We start from the raw sequence: 15,836 nt of genomic DNA on the forward strand, positions 1-15,836 counted from the left end.
CCGGGCGACTTCAACCGCGTCAGCGTGGCCGAGGTCGAGAAACTGGCCGGCGGCGACGCCTCCGGACGCGTCCAGCGGTAGACAACAACGGCAATTCCGCTGACAGACTAATTTCAGTGACAGTGCACTGAATTCCGATGCGCCGGGTGCGTCCGGGCACCCGGGCTTTCTTCCGCAGGAGGTTCTCTATGTACATCCGATGTGCCTATTTCGTAGGAACGGTCGCTCCCGAGAACCGAGCCCGGTTCGATTCCTTCATCGACACCGAATGCGCGCCGATCATCGCCACCTTCCCGAACCTGCGGTCGTTTCGCATCCTGCGCGGCCGCTGGTACGAGAAAGGCGCCCCCGACATCTACATGACCATCGAGATGTCCTTCGACGGCGACGCCGCCGTCGAGGCCTATCTGACATCCGAGGAGCGCGCACGCAATGGCGCGAAGATGAAACAGATCCTGCCGCTGTTCGAGGGCCGGATCTTCCATATCAACCACGAGGTCGGAGCCCACGGCTGAGGCCGTCCCGGTTCAAGGGACAATGACCGTCCAGCCCTCCCAGGGGCCGGGCCTTCTCAGGGAATACGGAGGAACCATGTTCGACGATTTCAAAGGCAAGTCCGTTCTCGTCACCGGCTCGTCGACCGGCATCGGCGCCGCCGTCGCCAGGGGCTTCGCCGCCGCCGGCGCCAAGGTGGCGGTGCACGGCAATTCCAGCAAGACCGAGGCCGAAAAGGTCGTGGCCAACATCAGGACGGCTGGCGGCACCGCCATCCTGACCATGGGCGACGTCATGAAGACGGAAGTGGTCGGCCGCATCATCCACGAGACGGTCGACGCCTTCGGCGGCCTCGACGTCCTCATCAACAACGCCGGCAGCCTCTTCCACCGCGCCGCCGTCGAGCAACAGGACGACGAGCTCTACGACAACGTGACCGACCTCAACATCCGCTCGGTGGTGTCGGCCTGCCGCATCGCCGTGCCGCACCTGAAGAAGGCCAAGGGCTGCATCATCAACACCGGCTCGATCGCCGGCCACAACGGCGGCGCCGTCGGCGCCGGGCTCTACGCCGGGGCCAAGGCCTTCGTCCATTCGTGGACCCGCACCATGGCCATCGAGCTGGGCCCGGACGGCATTCGCGTCAACTGCGTGTCGCCGGGCGTCATCCTCACCCCCTTCCACGAGCGCTTCAGCAACCCCGAGAAGCTGGAAGGCATCCGCGCCACCATCCCGCTGCGCCGCCTCGGCGTCGCCGAGGACTGCGTGGGGATTTATCTCTTCCTCGCCTCGGAAAAGATGGCCGGCTACATCCACGGCCAGGTGATCGAAATCAACGGCGGCCAGTACTTCAAGTAGGGCCGATGCCATTGACAGTGCATGGAATTTTATCACATGCCTCCTTTCAAACGAGTCTCATTGCCGCCGTGAATGGAGGACATCACGGACAGATTCGCCAGAATAGTCTTGGCCACAGCAGATCCCGTACGGGGGGCGCCGGCCCCCCGTCAACAGCCGGCATGTCGCTTACGTGTTATAGGGCCGTCCCGCGGATCCCGCCGACGCGTCGTTTCCGCCGAAAGCATCGTGAACGGGGACGCCCCTGTCCGAATGTTAGCGAAGCTGGCCTCGCCGAGCTTCCTTTCGGTCAGCTTCGAGGCGCATCGACGGGCGTCGCTTGCCTCTTTAGCCCGTAGGACAAGGGACGAAACGTGATATAAGCTTTGGCACTGCCGGTTTACGCTGATGCTGCGTCATTATATGGAGTTCTTTCGAAGGATGTCGCGAGACGGACTATGAATCCGCTGGGAGATTTCGACGTCGATCGTAGCCGTCCGGTGGCCGAGCAGGTTTATGCGAAACTGCGTTCGGAAATTATTTCCCTCAACTTGAAGCCGGGGCATGTCCTTTCGGAGAGTGAACTGGCCAGTTGGCTCGGCGTCAGTCGTACGCCCATCCGGCAGGCGGTGAAGAAACTGGAGGAGGAGGGGTTCGTCGACAGTGTTCCCCATCTCGGAACATTCGTTTCTCAACTGCGCATCGAAGCTCTGATCGAAGCGCAGTTCGTCCGGGAATCGCTGGAGTGCGCCCTCATCAAGTTGGCGGCCAAACGGATCAACGCAGCGTCAGAGGTCGCGTTACGCGGCATCCTGGAGCAGCAGGAAGAAGCCTTTGCTTCTAACGATTTTCTCCGTTTTTATGCGTTAGACCAGGAGTTTCACAAGTTTGTTTGTTCTTTGGCCGGTATGCCCGGAATCTGGAAGACGGTCGAAGTCGTTGCCGCCCACTTGAACCGGGTACGCCGCCTGTCGCTACCGCTGCCCAGCGTCCCCACCGAAATTGTCGGGCAGCATTGGGACATCTTCAATTCCCTAGTGGAGCGCGACCCAGCGGGCGCCGAGCGGGCCATGCGTAAACATCTGAAAAATATTCTCAAGATGCTTCCCAATATTCAGGACGAGAATCAGCAGTTTTTCAAGAATATTGGGCCGTCCTAGTCGTTGCGCTTTTCAAGATCGTGTCGCGGCAGTCAGCGATGACGAGTAACCCGATACAGAAGGTACGAATAGTTCCGGGGTGGCGCTGTCGAAGCGGCGGTGCGGGGGTGGGTAACATCCAGGGAGTTCGAACCCATCCGTCTACCGCGAGCCCGCTGGATAGGGCCGCCTGACTATGGCGGCGATCACGCATGTGTTCACGATCGCCCGCGTCGCCCACCTCCTGGGCGAGGACGAGGACTGGCTGCGCGAGATCAGCATCGAGATGGAGCCCGAGGACGGCGTCATCGTAGTCTACGGTCCCGGCGACGACGACTTCACTCCAGCCTTCACTGACCTCGGCATCGAAAACCTGCGCGAACTCATCGAGATTTACAGAGACAGCCAGCCGCGCTCATCCGTCGCCGCAACCGAAACGGACCCTGTGCCCTGAGCGGCCGGTTACACCGGGCTTGCCGTGTTCCCCAGATCGATCAGGTTCGGCAATTGCCGCCCGTCGTTGGCGGCCGCGTGCGTCACCGTCCATTGCCGTCTGGCTGAAACGGGCGAATGGCGGCCGGGTGAAGCCGCCTTCTCAAGCTGGCTCCACCGGGTCACCATCAGTCGTTGCATCATAGCTATTCATGAACTCTTCTCAGTTCTAAATCATACAGAGAGCGGATTTTCATTTGGATGACTTGGCAATACAATTCCTTGTGCCGTTGTTGGAGGCGCCCGCAAATTTCTGGATCGGCAACCAGCAGCGAGGCCAAAGTAGGGAGGGACGCTAAGAAGTTGCTTGGCTGAAAGCACGTTTCGACATGATGGATTGTGCCTCCCCGTAACCAAACGACCACTAAGCGAAGTAGGTAGGCGGCCCCGGCGTTCTCTTCCTCATCCCCCTTGAACGTCGGGGCTTTTTTTGTCCGCTTCCCGGATGCGAGAAAGTTGGCTTCCCACACCGCATGCCGTCATGGGAAGAAGGCCTGAAGCTGCGCTATCGTTGCCACGGCGGCGATCATCGTAAAAAGAGCCGAATTGGCCCACCTACATACCAAAAGGTATTGTCCGTGCATTGGCGCGGGTGAGATGGCGATACCGCGCCAACGTCCAGAGCGGGAAATACGCACTGTAGCCGTGATAGCGCAGATAGAAGATCCGCGGGAAGCCGACCGCGTTGAAATACTCTTCCTTCCACTTCCCGTTCACCCGCGGGGCGGTTATCAGGTAGTCGATGCCTCGCCGCACGGCATCGCTTTCCACTTCGCCCGCCGCCATCAGGCCGAGAACCGCCCACGACGTCTGTGACGGCGTGCTGACCTTGACCTCGTCCCGGCGATGCTGCCAATAGCTGGCGCAATCCTCGCCCCAGCCGCCGTCATCCCGCTGGCGGGCTTTCAGCCACTCGGCGGCCCGCTGGATGTGCGGGTCGCTGGCATTCTCGCCCACCGCGTTGAGCGCGCAAAGAACCGACCACGTTCCATAGACGTAGTTGTTACCCCACCGGCCGAACCATGAACCGTCCTCCTCCTGTTCAGCCTTGAGATAGCGGATTCCCGCCGCCACCACCGGATGGTTGCGGTCATATCCCAACTGGGCCACGAAGCTGATGCAGCGCGCGCTGACGTCGGCCGACGGCGGGTCCAGCAGGGCTCCATGGTCGGCAAACGGAATGTGTTGCAACAGATGATAGGTATTGTTGGCGTTGAAGGCGCCCCATCCGCCATTTCGGCTTTGCATTCCGATGACCCATTCGGCGGCACGGCCAATGGCATGCTTGTAGCGTTCCGGATCTGCCCGATGCAGGGCCATGGCCACGACCGCCGTGTCATCCACATCCGGGTAATAATCGTTGCGGTACTGGAAAGCCCAGCCGCCCGGACGCACGTTGGGCCGATCGGCAATCCAATCCCCTTTGACGTCAAGGATCTGCCGCCCGGCCAGCCAGTCGTTGGCCCGTTCCAGATTGGGGTCGGTTCCCCGCATCCCGGTTTCCAGAAGCGCATGCAGGGCAAGGCCGGTATCCCACACCGGGGAAAGGCAGGGCTGGCAATATCCCATCCCGTCACGGAAAATGAGAAGCCCATCAACCGCCTTGCGCGCCATCACATAATCGGGATGATCCTTCGGGTAACCCAGCGCGTCGAACGCCATCAGGGTGTTGGCGATGGCTGGGAAAATGCCGCCCAGGCCATCCTCGCCGTTCAAGCGCTCGGTGACGAACGTCATCGCCTTTTTCGTCGCCATGCGCCGCAGGAACTTGGGCGACAGCGGTTGCAGGACCCGTCCGATGCGGTCGAAGAACAGCATGAACTCGCCAGCCAAATGCCCAGTAGGATTGGTGAGATAGCGTTTTTCCTCGTCGGCCGGCCGCACGAACAGTTCGTCGATCGACACGCCGCGCGGATTCCTCGCCCGTGGTTTCAGGGATTCGATCACCATCAGCGGCACCATGACGGTCCGCGACCAATACGACACCTTGTTGACGTGGAACAGGAACCAATGGGGAAGCAGCAGCACTTCCAACCACATGACCGGCGTTGCCCGCCACGGCACCTGCCCGAACAGGGCGAGGGTAACCGGGTCAGAACATTCGACCGCGCAGCCCCGCCATCGGCGACGATGGCGTCGCGGGCTCGTTTCATATGCGGCGCGTCGGGCGAATCGCCACACAGTTTCAAGGCGTAATAGGCCTTGACCGAGGCGCTGATGTTGAAATCGCCGTCATGGTAAAGCGGCCATCCACCATCATCCCCCTGGATCGAGCGCAGATAGGCGGCGAGCTTTGACTCGGTTTCGTCGTCGATCTCGTCAAGATAGTGGTTGAGGAGAATATACTCGGCAGGGATGGTCGCGTCGGCCTCAAGCTCGAACGCCCAATGCCCGTCTTCCCGCTGAAAATTCAGCAGGGATTTGGACATTTCCTCGACGACGGCGTCGACACGCGCGTCGACTGATGAGTGGTTACCGATTAACGTCATTTCGTTGCTTTTCAATCCGTGCCCGACAATAGCCTCATGGGCCTGTTGGTTTTGGCGGTCCGCCAGTCGAAGGATGTGACGGGGCGGCTCATCGCGACACCAGGGCCGGCATCGGCATGCGGGCCAGCAACGCGCGGGTGACGCCGCCGAAGATCATCTCGGCCGAGCGGGCGTGGCTGTAGGCGCCGATGACGATGAGGTCGGCTTCCTGTTCCATGGCCCGGGCGCCGATGATTTCGGCGATCGGCGCGCCCCCCGACTCCACTTGGTGTAGATCGACCCGTTCGCAGTGCCGGGCCAAGTAGGTGGCGATGTCGGCCCCGGGGGCCTCGCCATATTTCTCGGGCGTCCGAACGGAATCTACGACCAGCACCGTCACCGTTTGCGCTGTGCAGAGGATCGGCATCGCATCGGCGATGGCCCGGCGGGCCTCACGACTGGCATTCCAAGCCACCATGACCTTGCTGCCGATGAATTCCCCTTTCCAGTCGTCCGGAATGATAAGAATCGGCACGCCGCTGGCCATCAACAGTCGCTCCGCGGTCCAATTCTCCGGCAATCCAGGCGGTTTCGGATGACCGAGGACGACCAGGTCGCAATGAAGCGAATTTAGTAGCACCTCTTCCTCGCCATACCCCCACCGGATCACGCGGAACTCGGTGCCGATATCATGCTTCCTCGAAAGCGCAGCGAGGCGACGGGCAAAAGAGAGGGCTAGCAGCTCTTCGGCCGACCGGTGTCGGGCGATTACATCGTCAATGGCCTGCTTGCCACGCGCGAAGGAATCCGATGAATAACCGCCGGGGATGCCTTCAATGCTGTTTATCCCGATCAGGTGCGCTCCGAAGCGGCGGGCCAGCGTGGCGGCATGGTTGCCGACTTTTTCGCCTTGGGGTGTGTCGTCGAGAAAGACCGAGATGCTTTTCCAGTTCGTCGGGGTGTCGGTCATTGGAGACCCCCCAACCGGGGATGCCGCGATCGCGGAGCGCGACGGCCTTGTGGCGAACCCGGCCTGGTCATTCGATGACATCCCGCTCGGCGGTATCGACGACGCGAACAGCGTGCCGTCGAAACAGGCGCATCACGGCGACGAAGAAGACCGGGACGAAAAAGATGGCCAGCACGGTGGCCGAGATCATACCGCCCATGACGCCGACGCCGATGGCGTTCTGGCTGCCCGAACCGGCGCCGGTGGCGACGGCCAGCGGCAGGACGCCCAGGATGAAGGCAAACGAGGTCATCAAGATCGGCCGCAGGCGTTGGCGACAGGCCAGGGCGGTCGCCTCGATCAGATCCATGCCGCCGTCATACAGCGACTTGGCGAACTCGACGATCAGAATGGCGTTCTTGGCTGATAGTCCCACCGTGGTCAGCAGGCCGACCTGGAAGTAGATGTCGTTGGGCAGGCCTCGCAACGTTACCGCGGCGACGGCGCCGATCACGCCGAGCGGAACAACGAGGATGACTGCAACCGGTACCGTCCAGCTTTCGTAAAGGGCCGCCAGGCACAGGAAGACGATGATCACCGAGATCGCATAGAGGGCCGGTGCCTGCGATCCGGAAAGGCGTTCCTCGAATGATAACCCCGTCCATTCATAGCCAATCCCGGCCGGAAGCTGGGCGGCCATCTTCTCCATCGCCGCCATGGCGTCGCCGGAACTCTTGCCCGGCGCCGCCGACCCCAGGATTTCCATCGAAGACACGCCGTTGTAACGTTCAAGGCGCGGCGAACCGTATGCCCACTCCTCGCGGCTGAAGCTGGAAAAGGGAACCATCTCGCCCTTGGCGTTGCGCACATACCAGCGGTTCACATCACTGGGAAGCATGCGGAACCGGGCATCGGCCTGAAGGTAAGCCTTCTTGACGCGGCCGTTTTCGATGAAGTCGTTGACGTAGGCCGATCCCCAGGCGGTCGAAAGGGTATTGTTAACGTCTGCCAGCGAAAGCCCGAAAGCGCTGGCCTTCTTGCGGTCGATGACGATGCGGAATTGCGGCGTATCGTCCATCCCGTTCGGGCGGACCACCGCGACGTCGGGGTTCTTCGCCGCCATCCGGAGAAGCTGGTTGCGGGCCTCCGTCAAACGGTCGTGTCCCAGTCCACCACGATCCAGCAGTTCGAAATCGAAGCCATTCGACGTTCCCAGTTCCACAATTGCCGGGGGGGGGAAGGCGAAGACCATCGCATCCTTGATCGTCGAAAAGGCAACCATGGCCCGATGCGCCACCGCCGCCACCTTTTTGTCCGGCGTATCGCGCAGATCCCAGTCCTTCAACATGACAAAGGCCAATCCAGCATTCTGGCCCTGTCCGGCGAAGCTGAAGCCGGCGACACCCATGATGCTTTTGACGGAATCCTTCTCGTTGACCAGGAAATGACGCTCGACCTGCTTCATGACTTCCAAGGTCCGCTCCTTCGTGGCGCCGGCGGGCAACTGGAGTTGGACGAGAAGAATCCCCTGGTCTTCGTCCGGAAGAAACGCCGTCGGTAGACGCAGGAACAGGAAACCGAGCACCACGGCAATTCCCACGTAGATGGCGAGGAACCGGAAAATTCGCCGGACGACATAGTGAACGCTGCCGAGATAGAAGGCGTTCATCCGATCAAAGCCGCGGTTGAACCACCCGGAGATACCCCGGCGCGAGCTTTCATGAGTTTTCACCGGCTTCAGGAGCGTGGCGCAGAGGGCCGGGGTCAGGACCAGGGCGACCAGCACCGACAGCGCCATGGCCGAAACCACTGTCAGCGAGAACTGGCGGTAGATCGCCCCCGTCGACCCGCTGAAAAATGCCATCGGCACGAATACTGCGGACAGGACCAGGGCGATCCCCACCAGGGCCCCGGTGATTTGGGTCATTGATTTCCGCGTCGCTTCGCGCGGCGGCAACCCCTCTTCGCTCATGATGCGCTCGACGTTCTCGACGACGACGATGGCGTCGTCGACCAGAAGGCCGATGGCCAGCACCATGCCGAACATGGTCAGGGTGTTGATGCTGAAGCCGCAGGCCGCCAACACCCCGAAGGTTCCGAGCAGAACGACGGGAACGGCGATCGTCGGGATCAACGTCGCGCGGAGGTTCTGGAGAAACACGTACATCACCAGGAAGACCAGGATGATCGCTTCTGCCAGCGTCTTGACGACTTCCTCGATGGATATCTTGACGAACGGAGTGGTGTCGTAGGGGTATATGACTTCCACACCTTGCGGGAAGAAAGACTTCAGTTCGTCCATGCGGGCCCGCACCCGATTGGCCGTATCGAGAGCGTTGGCGCCGGTGGCCAGCCGAATGGCCATGCCGCCCGCCGGCTTTTCGTTGTAGCGGCCCGAAATGTCATAGGTTTCAGACCCCATCTCCACGTGCGCCACGTCCCCCAGGCGGACCTGTGAGCCATCCGTATTCACACGCAAAAGAATGCTGGCGAACTCTTCGGGCGTCTGCATACGGGACTGGACCAACACGGTGGCGTTCAGTTGCTGCCCGGCCACGGCTGGCGTCCCGCCAAGCTGGCCCGCCGTCACCTCGGCATTCTCGGCCTCAATGGCGGCCACAACCTCGGTCGTTGTGAGTTGATAATTCTCAAGCTTGATGGGATCGAGCCAGACGCGCATCGCATGCTGCGCGCCAAATGCCATGATCTCTCCGACCCCGCTTACGCGGCTGATCGGATCTTGGATGTTGGACGCGATGAAGTCGGTCAGTTCGCGCTCGCCCGTCCGCCCGTCCATGGAGACAAGGCCAACCACCATCAAGAAGCTCTTGGATGACTTGTTGACTTTGACTCCCTGCTTCTGCACCTCCAGTGGCAGTAACGGAATGGCAAGCTGGAGCTTGTTCTGGACTTGGACTTGGGCGATGTCGGGGTCTGCCTCGGGATCGAATGTAATGGTGATCGTGAGGTTGCCGGATGAATCGCTGGTCGAGGACATGTAGCGAAAATGATCGATGCCGTTCATCTTCTGCTCGATGACCTGGGTGACAGCGTCTTCGAGGGTTTTGGCCGAAGCGCCGGGATAATAGGCGCTGACCGCCACGGATGGCGGTGCGATCCGGGGATACTGCTCGACGGGCAAGGTAAAGATGGAAAGCGCACCGGCCATCATGATGACGATGGCGATGACCCAGGCAAAGACTGGGCGGTCGATGAAGAACTTGGCCATGGGGGGCTCGTTTAGCGGAGGCGCGCATCGACGGAGGGCGTGCCCGCCGACGTGGCCGGCTCACCGACGGGAACGGCCTTTACCTGGGCTCCAGGCCCGGCTTTCTGGAAGCCGGAGACGACCACCGTGTCGCCATCCTCAAGACCGGTGTCAATCAGCCATTTGTCTTCAATGGCTTGGCTTACTACGACCGTTCGTGGCACGATAACTCCCTCTGGAGAGACGAGCCAGACCGCCGTCCTGCCGTCCGGGTTTCGCAGCACCGCCTGCTGCGGCACGAGGATTGCCTGCGCTGCTTCCGCTTGCTGAATGATGGCGCGTACAAACAAGCCGGGCAGCAATTCCTCCCGTGGGTTCGGGAAGACGGCGCGTAGCCGAATCGATCCGGTCGTCTGGTCGACCACGACCTCTGAGAACAGCAGTTGACCTGCTTCAGGATACGGCTCCTGGCCATCCGCCATGATCAATATCACCGGAGCTTGGGTGGCGTCGGCGCCCTTCAGTTTGCCTTCAGCAATGGCCTTGCGGAGCTTGAGCAGTTCCGAGCTGGACTGGGTGACGTCGACAAAGATGGGATCGAGTTGGGTCACCGTGGCCAGGGGGGCGGCTTGGTTGGCTGTCACCAGAGCGCCCTCGGTAAAGGCTGATGTGCCGATGCGACCGGAGATGGGGGAGGACACCTTGGTATAATGGAGGTTGATGGATGCCGTATTGAGAGCTGCCTTGGACGCAGTTACTTGCGCATGACCTTGCTCGACGGCAGCGATGGCCTCGTCGTAGGCATGACGGCTGACGTCATTGGTCCGCACTAGGGCCGCATAGCGCCCCTCCTTTAGCCGCGCGAGCTTGAGAGCCGCTTCAGCCTTGACCGAATCGGCTTTGGCGCTGTCGTAGGCTGCCTGATAGATGGAGGGGTCGATCTGGTAAAGCTGCTGACCGGCCTTGACTCTTTCCCCCTCTTCGAACAGCCGCTTCAGGATGATTCCTCCCACTTGCGGCCTCACTTCCGCCACCCGGTAGGCGGAGGTGCGGCCCGGAAGTTCGTTTCGGATGACCAGTTTTTGATGTCTCACCACGACCACGTCAACCTCAGCCTGCGCCTGAGCCGGTGATGGGGCTGGCGTTGTGGTGGCCGTCTGGTCGTCGCAGGCTGCCGTTACAACTAGAGCCGCTGCGACTGTGGCGGTCCGCAGGGCAAGTTGGGAGAAAGCCGTCATGGAAGCCTCGTCATGGTCAACAAATACCAACCCGTATTGGCGGAAACAAAACTGTATGGTACAGTACAATTGTACCATACAGTACGCAATATCGTTGGCGAACGCAAGGTGATTTCTTAAAAGCGATTTCTTATGCGAGAAGGGAGTTCGTCGCGGCCAAAAAAGTCGCGGATAGTGCGGCACAGTATAGGCGTTCCGTCCATCCGTGCTTTCCGGGCCGGTAGCCCCCGGTCCAAAACCCGCGCAAGAAATGCATTTCCAAGCCCAAAGGCACGTCGAGCGACCAAACCTGTCGCTCGCACCGTGGTCACTGATGATCGGATGTCATCGAGTTGGCGATGCCGCACTTTCCGACGCCGGTGCGGGAGCGGGCAGACTCTGTATCTCCGTTGATGCCTCAATAGGCGCACCGGTGTTCATAACAAACGGTATGCCAAGACGACCCAAGGGGGAGGAAAGGACTCTTGGGGCAATGATCGCGGCCAAACTCGCATTGATGATCACCGGCGAATTGACGCCACACGATCTTCTCGTCGGGATGGCATATTGCTCAACCTTCGGGGATATCGTCATTTCGCCTCTGGCCGTGCCATAAGTGATCGGGAAAGCGATCGGATCAAGCCAGCAGGGCGGCTGAGTCCTGCCCTCGTGGAACAACTGCGAGAGGAGGATGTCATCCACCTGTGGTTGCTTTTCGGCCATCTTATGGACCGAGGTGTGCACCGGAGGCGACGGTTTGAGGCATTCTTGGCACGGCGGCGCCACCCCGGGCACGTTGGTTCGGAGCGGAAGAGGGCCTGAGGTCGGCGTGGAGATGCCATTCACGTCAAGCTCGTTACATGCCGCCACGGCCAGCAAAACGGCAGCAATCGCCAAGGGAACCGGGAAAATCATGAAAGCCTCTTTACCACGCTCCAAAAGTGCAGAACCGACATTGCACGAATAACCGTTGCAGCATAAATAATAGTACTGTATCGTACAGTTCGGAACCGGCAATTGCAAGAGGGATTCTGACTTTATGAAAACGAACGTGAAGATCGGTCCGCGCGGCGAAGCGCGCCGCCGGGCAATGCTCGATGCGGCGACGGAGCTTTTCGTCGAAAAGGGTTTTGAAGGAACCAGCGTAACCGACATCATCGCCTGCTCAGGCGGATCGCGGGCGACCCTTTACGAGATCTTCGGCGGCAAGGAGGGCCTGTTCGAAGCGATGGTGGAGGAAGGCTGCCGGAAGGTGGTCGCCCCTTTGGAGGCGAAGGCCATTGAAGGGCGCCAGCCGAAAGACGTCCTCTGTAACTTCGGCCACCATATCGCCGAGCAGATGATGACCGTAGAAAGCCGCGCGTTGACCAAAATTCTTGCGGCCGATGGCCATCGGCTGCCAGATATCGTCGATTTCTTCTTTCGCCATGGGCTTGACTTGGTCCGCGACCGTTTGGCGGATTACCTGAGACAGGCGAGCGTGGCCGGGTATCTCGCCATTACGGACGCCGACACCGCCGCCTCCCTTTTTCTTTCCATGGTGGAGGGAGATGGCATGATCCGCCGCATTTTTGGCGCGTCCCGCCAAATGAGCGCCGAACAAGTCCGCCGCCAAATTGCGATGGCGACGGACATATTTTTGCACGGGACGCAGAAGGAAGGATCTACGGGCTCACCAGACGTCGACTGAGGCGAAAGGCCGCCGGTCCTACAGCAGGAGATCGAGGATCCGCTAGGCAGGCAGGTTGGCGGATGGTTCAGAAGATCGGCAGAACCAAGCCCGCAAGGCGGTTTGGGCGTTGCGATCACCGTGCATGGAGAGAAACGTGTGCTCCTCACCGCCATCGGATTTTCCCTATGTTCCAGGCTCCGCGAGGGTATCAAGGCGATGCTTCGAGCGTGGCCGTTTTGGTCCGCAGAACCTTCAGCAGGCCGGACAGGTCGCCTTCACGACGAACGATCGAAGCGAAGTCGGAGCGCAGAGTGACGCTCATGCTGACGCCCTCCGCGACCAGGTCGACGACCTTGAAATGATGATCCTTTTCCTCAATGCGCCAATCGACGCGAGCCGCGGTTTGCTCGCCATTCATAGCAAATATTTCGCTAAACACGATGATCCCGCCTCCATCCTCCGTGAGGACCTTGATAATTCGCAGCTTTTCACCGGTATAGGCGGCGAAGCGATCGACATAGGAGGCAACGATATAATCCTCGAACAGCCGGAGGTATTCCGCCTGCTCGGCCGGTGTGGCCTGTCGCCAATAGCGGCCCAGCACCCATTTGCCGATCTCTTCCACGGCGAAGTGCTCGTTAAAGAGCGTGCGGAAGCGGTGAACCCGTTCGGGTCGCGAAATATCGCCATCGGTCAGGGATTGGACAGCCCGGTCGGCCAGAGACTCGACAAAACGGCCGGCGTCGCCGTTGTGGTCAGCCACTACCGGAGTGGCGATGACGCACATCGCCAGAGTGAAGATGGCGGCGACCGTGCTCTTTCCCCACCGCAAACGCCATGATTCCAAGATGAGAACCCCTCTATTTTATGCGTGGGTTAGGGTCGGGCGTCTCGGTCACGCCCGGGCCGGGAACGTTGCCTCTCGTCTCGCCGTTGCCGATCTCATCGACCCGCCGCTGCCGGTAAAGGCTGCGGATGGTGGCGTAGAAGTCGAGCGACGACCGTTCGAGGTCTTCGAGCAAGTCGAAGTTGCGGGCCCGCTCGTCGACGGCGCGGGTCGCCCCGCGGGCGTAGGTGATGTAGTCGCGGTCGGTGTTGCTGGCCCACAGGTTAATCGGATCGACCAGGAAGTCGACGACCAGCCCGACGGCGTCGCGCGGGTTGGACGGCCCGAAGACCGGCAGCATGACGAAGGGGCCTTCCCCGATGCCCCACGCGGCCAGGGTCTGTCCGAAATCCTCGGAGTGGTAGGGGAAGCCCATGTCGCTCGCCGGGTCGCCGAGGCCGCCGACGCCGATGGTGGTGTTGATGACGAAGCGCATGAAGGTGACGCCGGCCCGCCGCATCTCGCCCTGCAAAAGGTCGTTGAAGAAGATGACCGGCGAACGGAGATTGTTGAGCGCGTTGGTGACGCCGGTGCGCACCGGCGGCGGGACCAGATCCAGGTACATCCCGGCGGCTGGCTTCAGCACGCCCTTGTCGAGGACCTGGTTGACGGCGAAGACGGCGCGGTTGGCCGGCTCGCCGGGGTCATTGAGCTGCTGGCATTCGGCCACCGCCTCGCGGTCCGTGGGGTCGGGCGCCGTCGCGCATCCCGAAACCAAGCCAAGCGAGAGAACCAGAATTTGGAGAACCGGCCAATGAACCGTATCGCGGTATTCCCTCATGACCGACATGGACCTAGCTTTCCACCCTTAAAGAATTTCCGGTGCTCTCGGGAAATCAGCCCGCTTTCGGTTTTAAGTCGAGCGAGTCCGAAAGAATACTGACCGGAAACCGGACATGAAAATCCTAGATCTGTTGGATTCAGTAATGAGGGTGGTTCAGGAATGCGTCGCAGCGATCTTGCCGACCTGACCGCATTCGTGGCGGTTGCCGACCATCTGAGCTTTCGAGCCGCGGCGTCACGGCTCGGTGTAACGCCTTCGGCGCTCAGTCACACGCTACGCCAGATGGAGGAGCGCCTCGGGGTAAGACTGCTGCACCGCACCACGCGCAGCATGTCGCTGACCGACGCTGGTCTTCGACTGCTGGAACAACTGCGGCCAGCAATCAATCAGATCGCGGATGCGCTGGAGGACTTGAATCGGGAGCGTCGCCAGCCCATTGGGCGATTACGGATCTACGTCAGCCATTTCGCGGCAGAAACAGTCATCGCACCGATTTGGAGACGGTTCTTGACCACCTACCCGAAGGTCCATCTCCAGATCCAGATGGATGAGACGCCCGTCGACATTGTGGCAAAGGGATTCGATGCTGGGATCGGGCCGCAGAAGCAAGCCTCGGCGGGCATGATTGCCGTCCGGGTGATGGGGCCCCTAAAGGTCGCCGTGGTCGGTGCGTCGGGATACTTCGTGCAGCATCGACCACCACGCACCCCCGACGATCTCGCCCGCCACCGTTGCATTCAATATTGCTTCGCGCCGGATGGTACGATCTTGGCGTGGCCGTTTGAGCGGGGCGAAAAGTCGCGAAAAATCGCCGTGGATGGTCGGGTAACCGTTAATAGCCCCGCTTTGGCCGTTCGCGCGGCGGTGGACGGATTGGGGATCGCATACACCCTAGAGGCTCTCGCCGAGCCCTTCTTACGCTCCGGCCAATTGGTCCGCGTGCTGGAAGATTGGTCGCCATCCTTCGAGGGACTTTTTCTTTACTATCCCGAGCACCGGCAGGTTCCCGTGGCGCTACGCGTCTTCATCGACATGCTTCGCACGAATTATGACGCGGCATTGGCTCCCAGTTTGCTCAAGAACCCCTTCGCGACGGAGGCAAAGAGCGATTAAGCAGAAAAGCTCTTTTGAAGCGGAGGTGATTTCTGCAGGTCGGAACTCTGTAAATACGCAGCCAGTTTGACAATGTGATCGTGGAATATCCGTGCATTTTGCTCAGCACAGACTCACACGAAAACCGGGTACTCATTTGCCTTCCCCGGCCGTACCTTTCCTTCCATGGTTGCCAGGATCTCCAGGGAGGTTTCCCGTAAGCTGCTGGATCGCCGTTTGGTGCGAGATGCAACCCGAATACGGGGCGATGGACTTTCTCGGCCGGAAGCATCTTCTTCTCTAAGCCATCGGCAGGCACCATGCGAGGGCAACGATCCCTGGTTCTTAGCTGCTAAGCGCAAGTCAGGATTTTGACAAACGACACGGTGCTTATGGCGACCGAATTTACCGGAGAAACGTATCTGAAAGGAGGCGTGCCACGGTAGAACCCGGGACCGACGTCGGCCTCGACATGAACACCGCCCTGCGCCAGACCTTCGCCATCGTGATGGCCGGGGGGCGGGGCAGCCGGCTCAAGCAGCTGACCGATTACCGGGCCAAGCCGGCGGTCCCCTTCGCCGGAAAATTCCGCATCGT

General features: G+C 60.6%; 14 protein-coding genes and 1 pseudogene. 7 read left to right on the top strand and 8 right to left on the bottom strand.

The features are described 5' to 3' along the window. The first annotated feature begins 188 nt into the window (after positions 1-188). The 4 genes from ODR01_RS24825 to ODR01_RS24840 all read left to right on the top strand — a co-directional run bounded on the left by ODR01_RS24825 (position 189) and on the right by ODR01_RS24840 (position 2,925). The gene (locus tag ODR01_RS24825) at positions 189-515 is read left to right on the top strand and encodes an EthD domain-containing protein (RefSeq protein WP_316980408.1); all 327 of its coding nucleotides are present in this window, start codon (positions 189-191) and stop codon (positions 513-515) included. Between the two features lie 76 nt (positions 516-591). Then, the gene (locus tag ODR01_RS24830) at positions 592-1,353 is read left to right on the top strand and encodes an SDR family NAD(P)-dependent oxidoreductase (RefSeq protein WP_316980409.1); all 762 of its coding nucleotides are present in this window, start codon (positions 592-594) and stop codon (positions 1,351-1,353) included. 437 nt (positions 1,354-1,790) lie between these two features. After that, the gene (locus ODR01_RS24835; protein ID WP_316980410.1) at positions 1,791-2,492 is read left to right on the top strand and encodes a GntR family transcriptional regulator; all 702 of its coding nucleotides are present in this window, start codon (positions 1,791-1,793) and stop codon (positions 2,490-2,492) included. Between the two features lie 175 nt (positions 2,493-2,667). Continuing rightward, positions 2,668-2,925: a hypothetical protein gene (locus ODR01_RS24840; RefSeq protein WP_316980411.1), complete on the top strand. Its 258-nt coding sequence runs from the start codon at positions 2,668-2,670 to the stop codon at positions 2,923-2,925. An 8-nt stretch (positions 2,926-2,933) separates the two neighbouring features. Here ODR01_RS24840 and ODR01_RS24845 read toward each other — a convergent pair whose 3' ends face one another. From ODR01_RS24845 to ODR01_RS24875, 6 genes and pseudogenes are all read right to left on the bottom strand, one after another. Further along, positions 2,934-3,107 carry a hypothetical protein gene (locus ODR01_RS24845; RefSeq protein WP_316980412.1) on the bottom strand — a complete coding sequence of 58 codons (174 nt, stop codon included), beginning with the start codon at positions 3,105-3,107 and terminating at the stop codon, positions 2,934-2,936. Between the two features lie 411 nt (positions 3,108-3,518). After that, positions 3,519-5,452 (bottom strand): annotated as a pseudogene (gene shc, locus ODR01_RS24850) (squalene--hopene cyclase). An 88-nt stretch (positions 5,453-5,540) separates the two neighbouring features. Beyond that, a complete protein-coding gene (locus ODR01_RS24860) occupies positions 5,541-6,401 on the bottom strand; it encodes a universal stress protein (protein ID WP_316980415.1) in 861 nt (286 codons plus the stop codon). 67 nt (positions 6,402-6,468) lie between these two features. Further along, positions 6,469-9,609: an efflux RND transporter permease subunit gene (locus tag ODR01_RS24865; protein ID WP_316980416.1), complete on the bottom strand. Its 3,141-nt coding sequence runs from the start codon at positions 9,607-9,609 to the stop codon at positions 6,469-6,471. 11 nt (positions 9,610-9,620) lie between these two features. Next, the gene (locus ODR01_RS24870; protein WP_316980417.1) at positions 9,621-10,826 is read right to left on the bottom strand and encodes an efflux RND transporter periplasmic adaptor subunit; all 1,206 of its coding nucleotides are present in this window, start codon (positions 10,824-10,826) and stop codon (positions 9,621-9,623) included. Positions 10,827-11,150: 324 nt separating this feature from the next. Continuing rightward, positions 11,151-11,720: a hypothetical protein gene (locus ODR01_RS24875; protein ID WP_316980418.1), complete on the bottom strand. Its 570-nt coding sequence runs from the start codon at positions 11,718-11,720 to the stop codon at positions 11,151-11,153. A 124-nt stretch (positions 11,721-11,844) separates the two neighbouring features. Here ODR01_RS24875 and ODR01_RS24880 point away from each other — a divergent pair, with 124 nt between their 5' ends. After that, positions 11,845-12,495, top strand: coding sequence for a TetR/AcrR family transcriptional regulator (locus tag ODR01_RS24880; RefSeq protein WP_316980419.1), 651 nt, complete (start codon positions 11,845-11,847; stop codon positions 12,493-12,495). Between the two features lie 190 nt (positions 12,496-12,685). On the opposite strand, the gene ODR01_RS24885 is transcribed toward ODR01_RS24880, so the two are convergent. Both ODR01_RS24885 and ODR01_RS24890 read right to left on the bottom strand, forming a co-directional pair. Further along, positions 12,686-13,324, bottom strand: coding sequence for an MlaC/ttg2D family ABC transporter substrate-binding protein (locus tag ODR01_RS24885; protein WP_316980420.1), 639 nt, complete (start codon positions 13,322-13,324; stop codon positions 12,686-12,688). Positions 13,325-13,337: 13 nt separating this feature from the next. After that, positions 13,338-14,153, bottom strand: coding sequence for an MlaA family lipoprotein (locus ODR01_RS24890; protein ID WP_316980421.1), 816 nt, complete (start codon positions 14,151-14,153; stop codon positions 13,338-13,340). Positions 14,154-14,306: 153 nt separating this feature from the next. On the opposite strand from ODR01_RS24890, the gene ODR01_RS24895 reads away from it, so the two are divergent. Beyond that, the gene (locus ODR01_RS24895) at positions 14,307-15,260 is read left to right on the top strand and encodes a LysR family transcriptional regulator (protein ID WP_316980422.1); all 954 of its coding nucleotides are present in this window, start codon (positions 14,307-14,309) and stop codon (positions 15,258-15,260) included. Between the two features lie 451 nt (positions 15,261-15,711). Beyond that, positions 15,712-15,836, top strand: a 125-nt coding sequence (locus ODR01_RS24900) for a sugar phosphate nucleotidyltransferase (protein ID WP_316980423.1), incomplete at its 3' end; no start/stop codon positions are given.

Origin of the sequence: Shumkonia mesophila, assembly GCF_026163695.1 — a bacterium.
Classification (GTDB): Bacteria; Pseudomonadota; Alphaproteobacteria; order Rhodospirillales; family Shumkoniaceae; genus Shumkonia; species Shumkonia mesophila.

Bases quoted from the DNA above. Each gene is read 5' to 3' on its own strand.
- ODR01_RS24870 (WP_316980417.1), bottom strand. From the start codon at position 10,826: ATGACGGCTTTCTCCCAACTTGCCCTGCGGACCGCCACAGTCGCAGCG.
- ODR01_RS24830 (WP_316980409.1), top strand. From the start codon at position 592: ATGTTCGACGATTTCAAAGGCAAGTCCGTTCTCGTCACCGGCTCGTCG.
- ODR01_RS24845 (WP_316980412.1), bottom strand. From the start codon at position 3,107: ATGATGCAACGACTGATGGTGACCCGGTGGAGCCAGCTTGAGAAGGCG.
- ODR01_RS24865 (WP_316980416.1), bottom strand. From the start codon at position 9,609: ATGGCCAAGTTCTTCATCGACCGCCCAGTCTTTGCCTGGGTCATCGCC.
- ODR01_RS24880 (WP_316980419.1), top strand. From the start codon at position 11,845: ATGAAAACGAACGTGAAGATCGGTCCGCGCGGCGAAGCGCGCCGCCGG.
- ODR01_RS24825 (WP_316980408.1), top strand. From the start codon at position 189: ATGTACATCCGATGTGCCTATTTCGTAGGAACGGTCGCTCCCGAGAAC.
- ODR01_RS24840 (WP_316980411.1), top strand. From the start codon at position 2,668: ATGGCGGCGATCACGCATGTGTTCACGATCGCCCGCGTCGCCCACCTC.
- ODR01_RS24860 (WP_316980415.1), bottom strand. From the start codon at position 6,401: ATGACCGACACCCCGACGAACTGGAAAAGCATCTCGGTCTTTCTCGAC.
- ODR01_RS24890 (WP_316980421.1), bottom strand. From the start codon at position 14,153: ATGTCGGTCATGAGGGAATACCGCGATACGGTTCATTGGCCGGTTCTC.
- ODR01_RS24895 (WP_316980422.1), top strand. From the start codon at position 14,307: ATGCGTCGCAGCGATCTTGCCGACCTGACCGCATTCGTGGCGGTTGCC.
- ODR01_RS24835 (WP_316980410.1), top strand. From the start codon at position 1,791: ATGAATCCGCTGGGAGATTTCGACGTCGATCGTAGCCGTCCGGTGGCC.
- ODR01_RS24875 (WP_316980418.1), bottom strand. From the start codon at position 11,720: ATGATTTTCCCGGTTCCCTTGGCGATTGCTGCCGTTTTGCTGGCCGTG.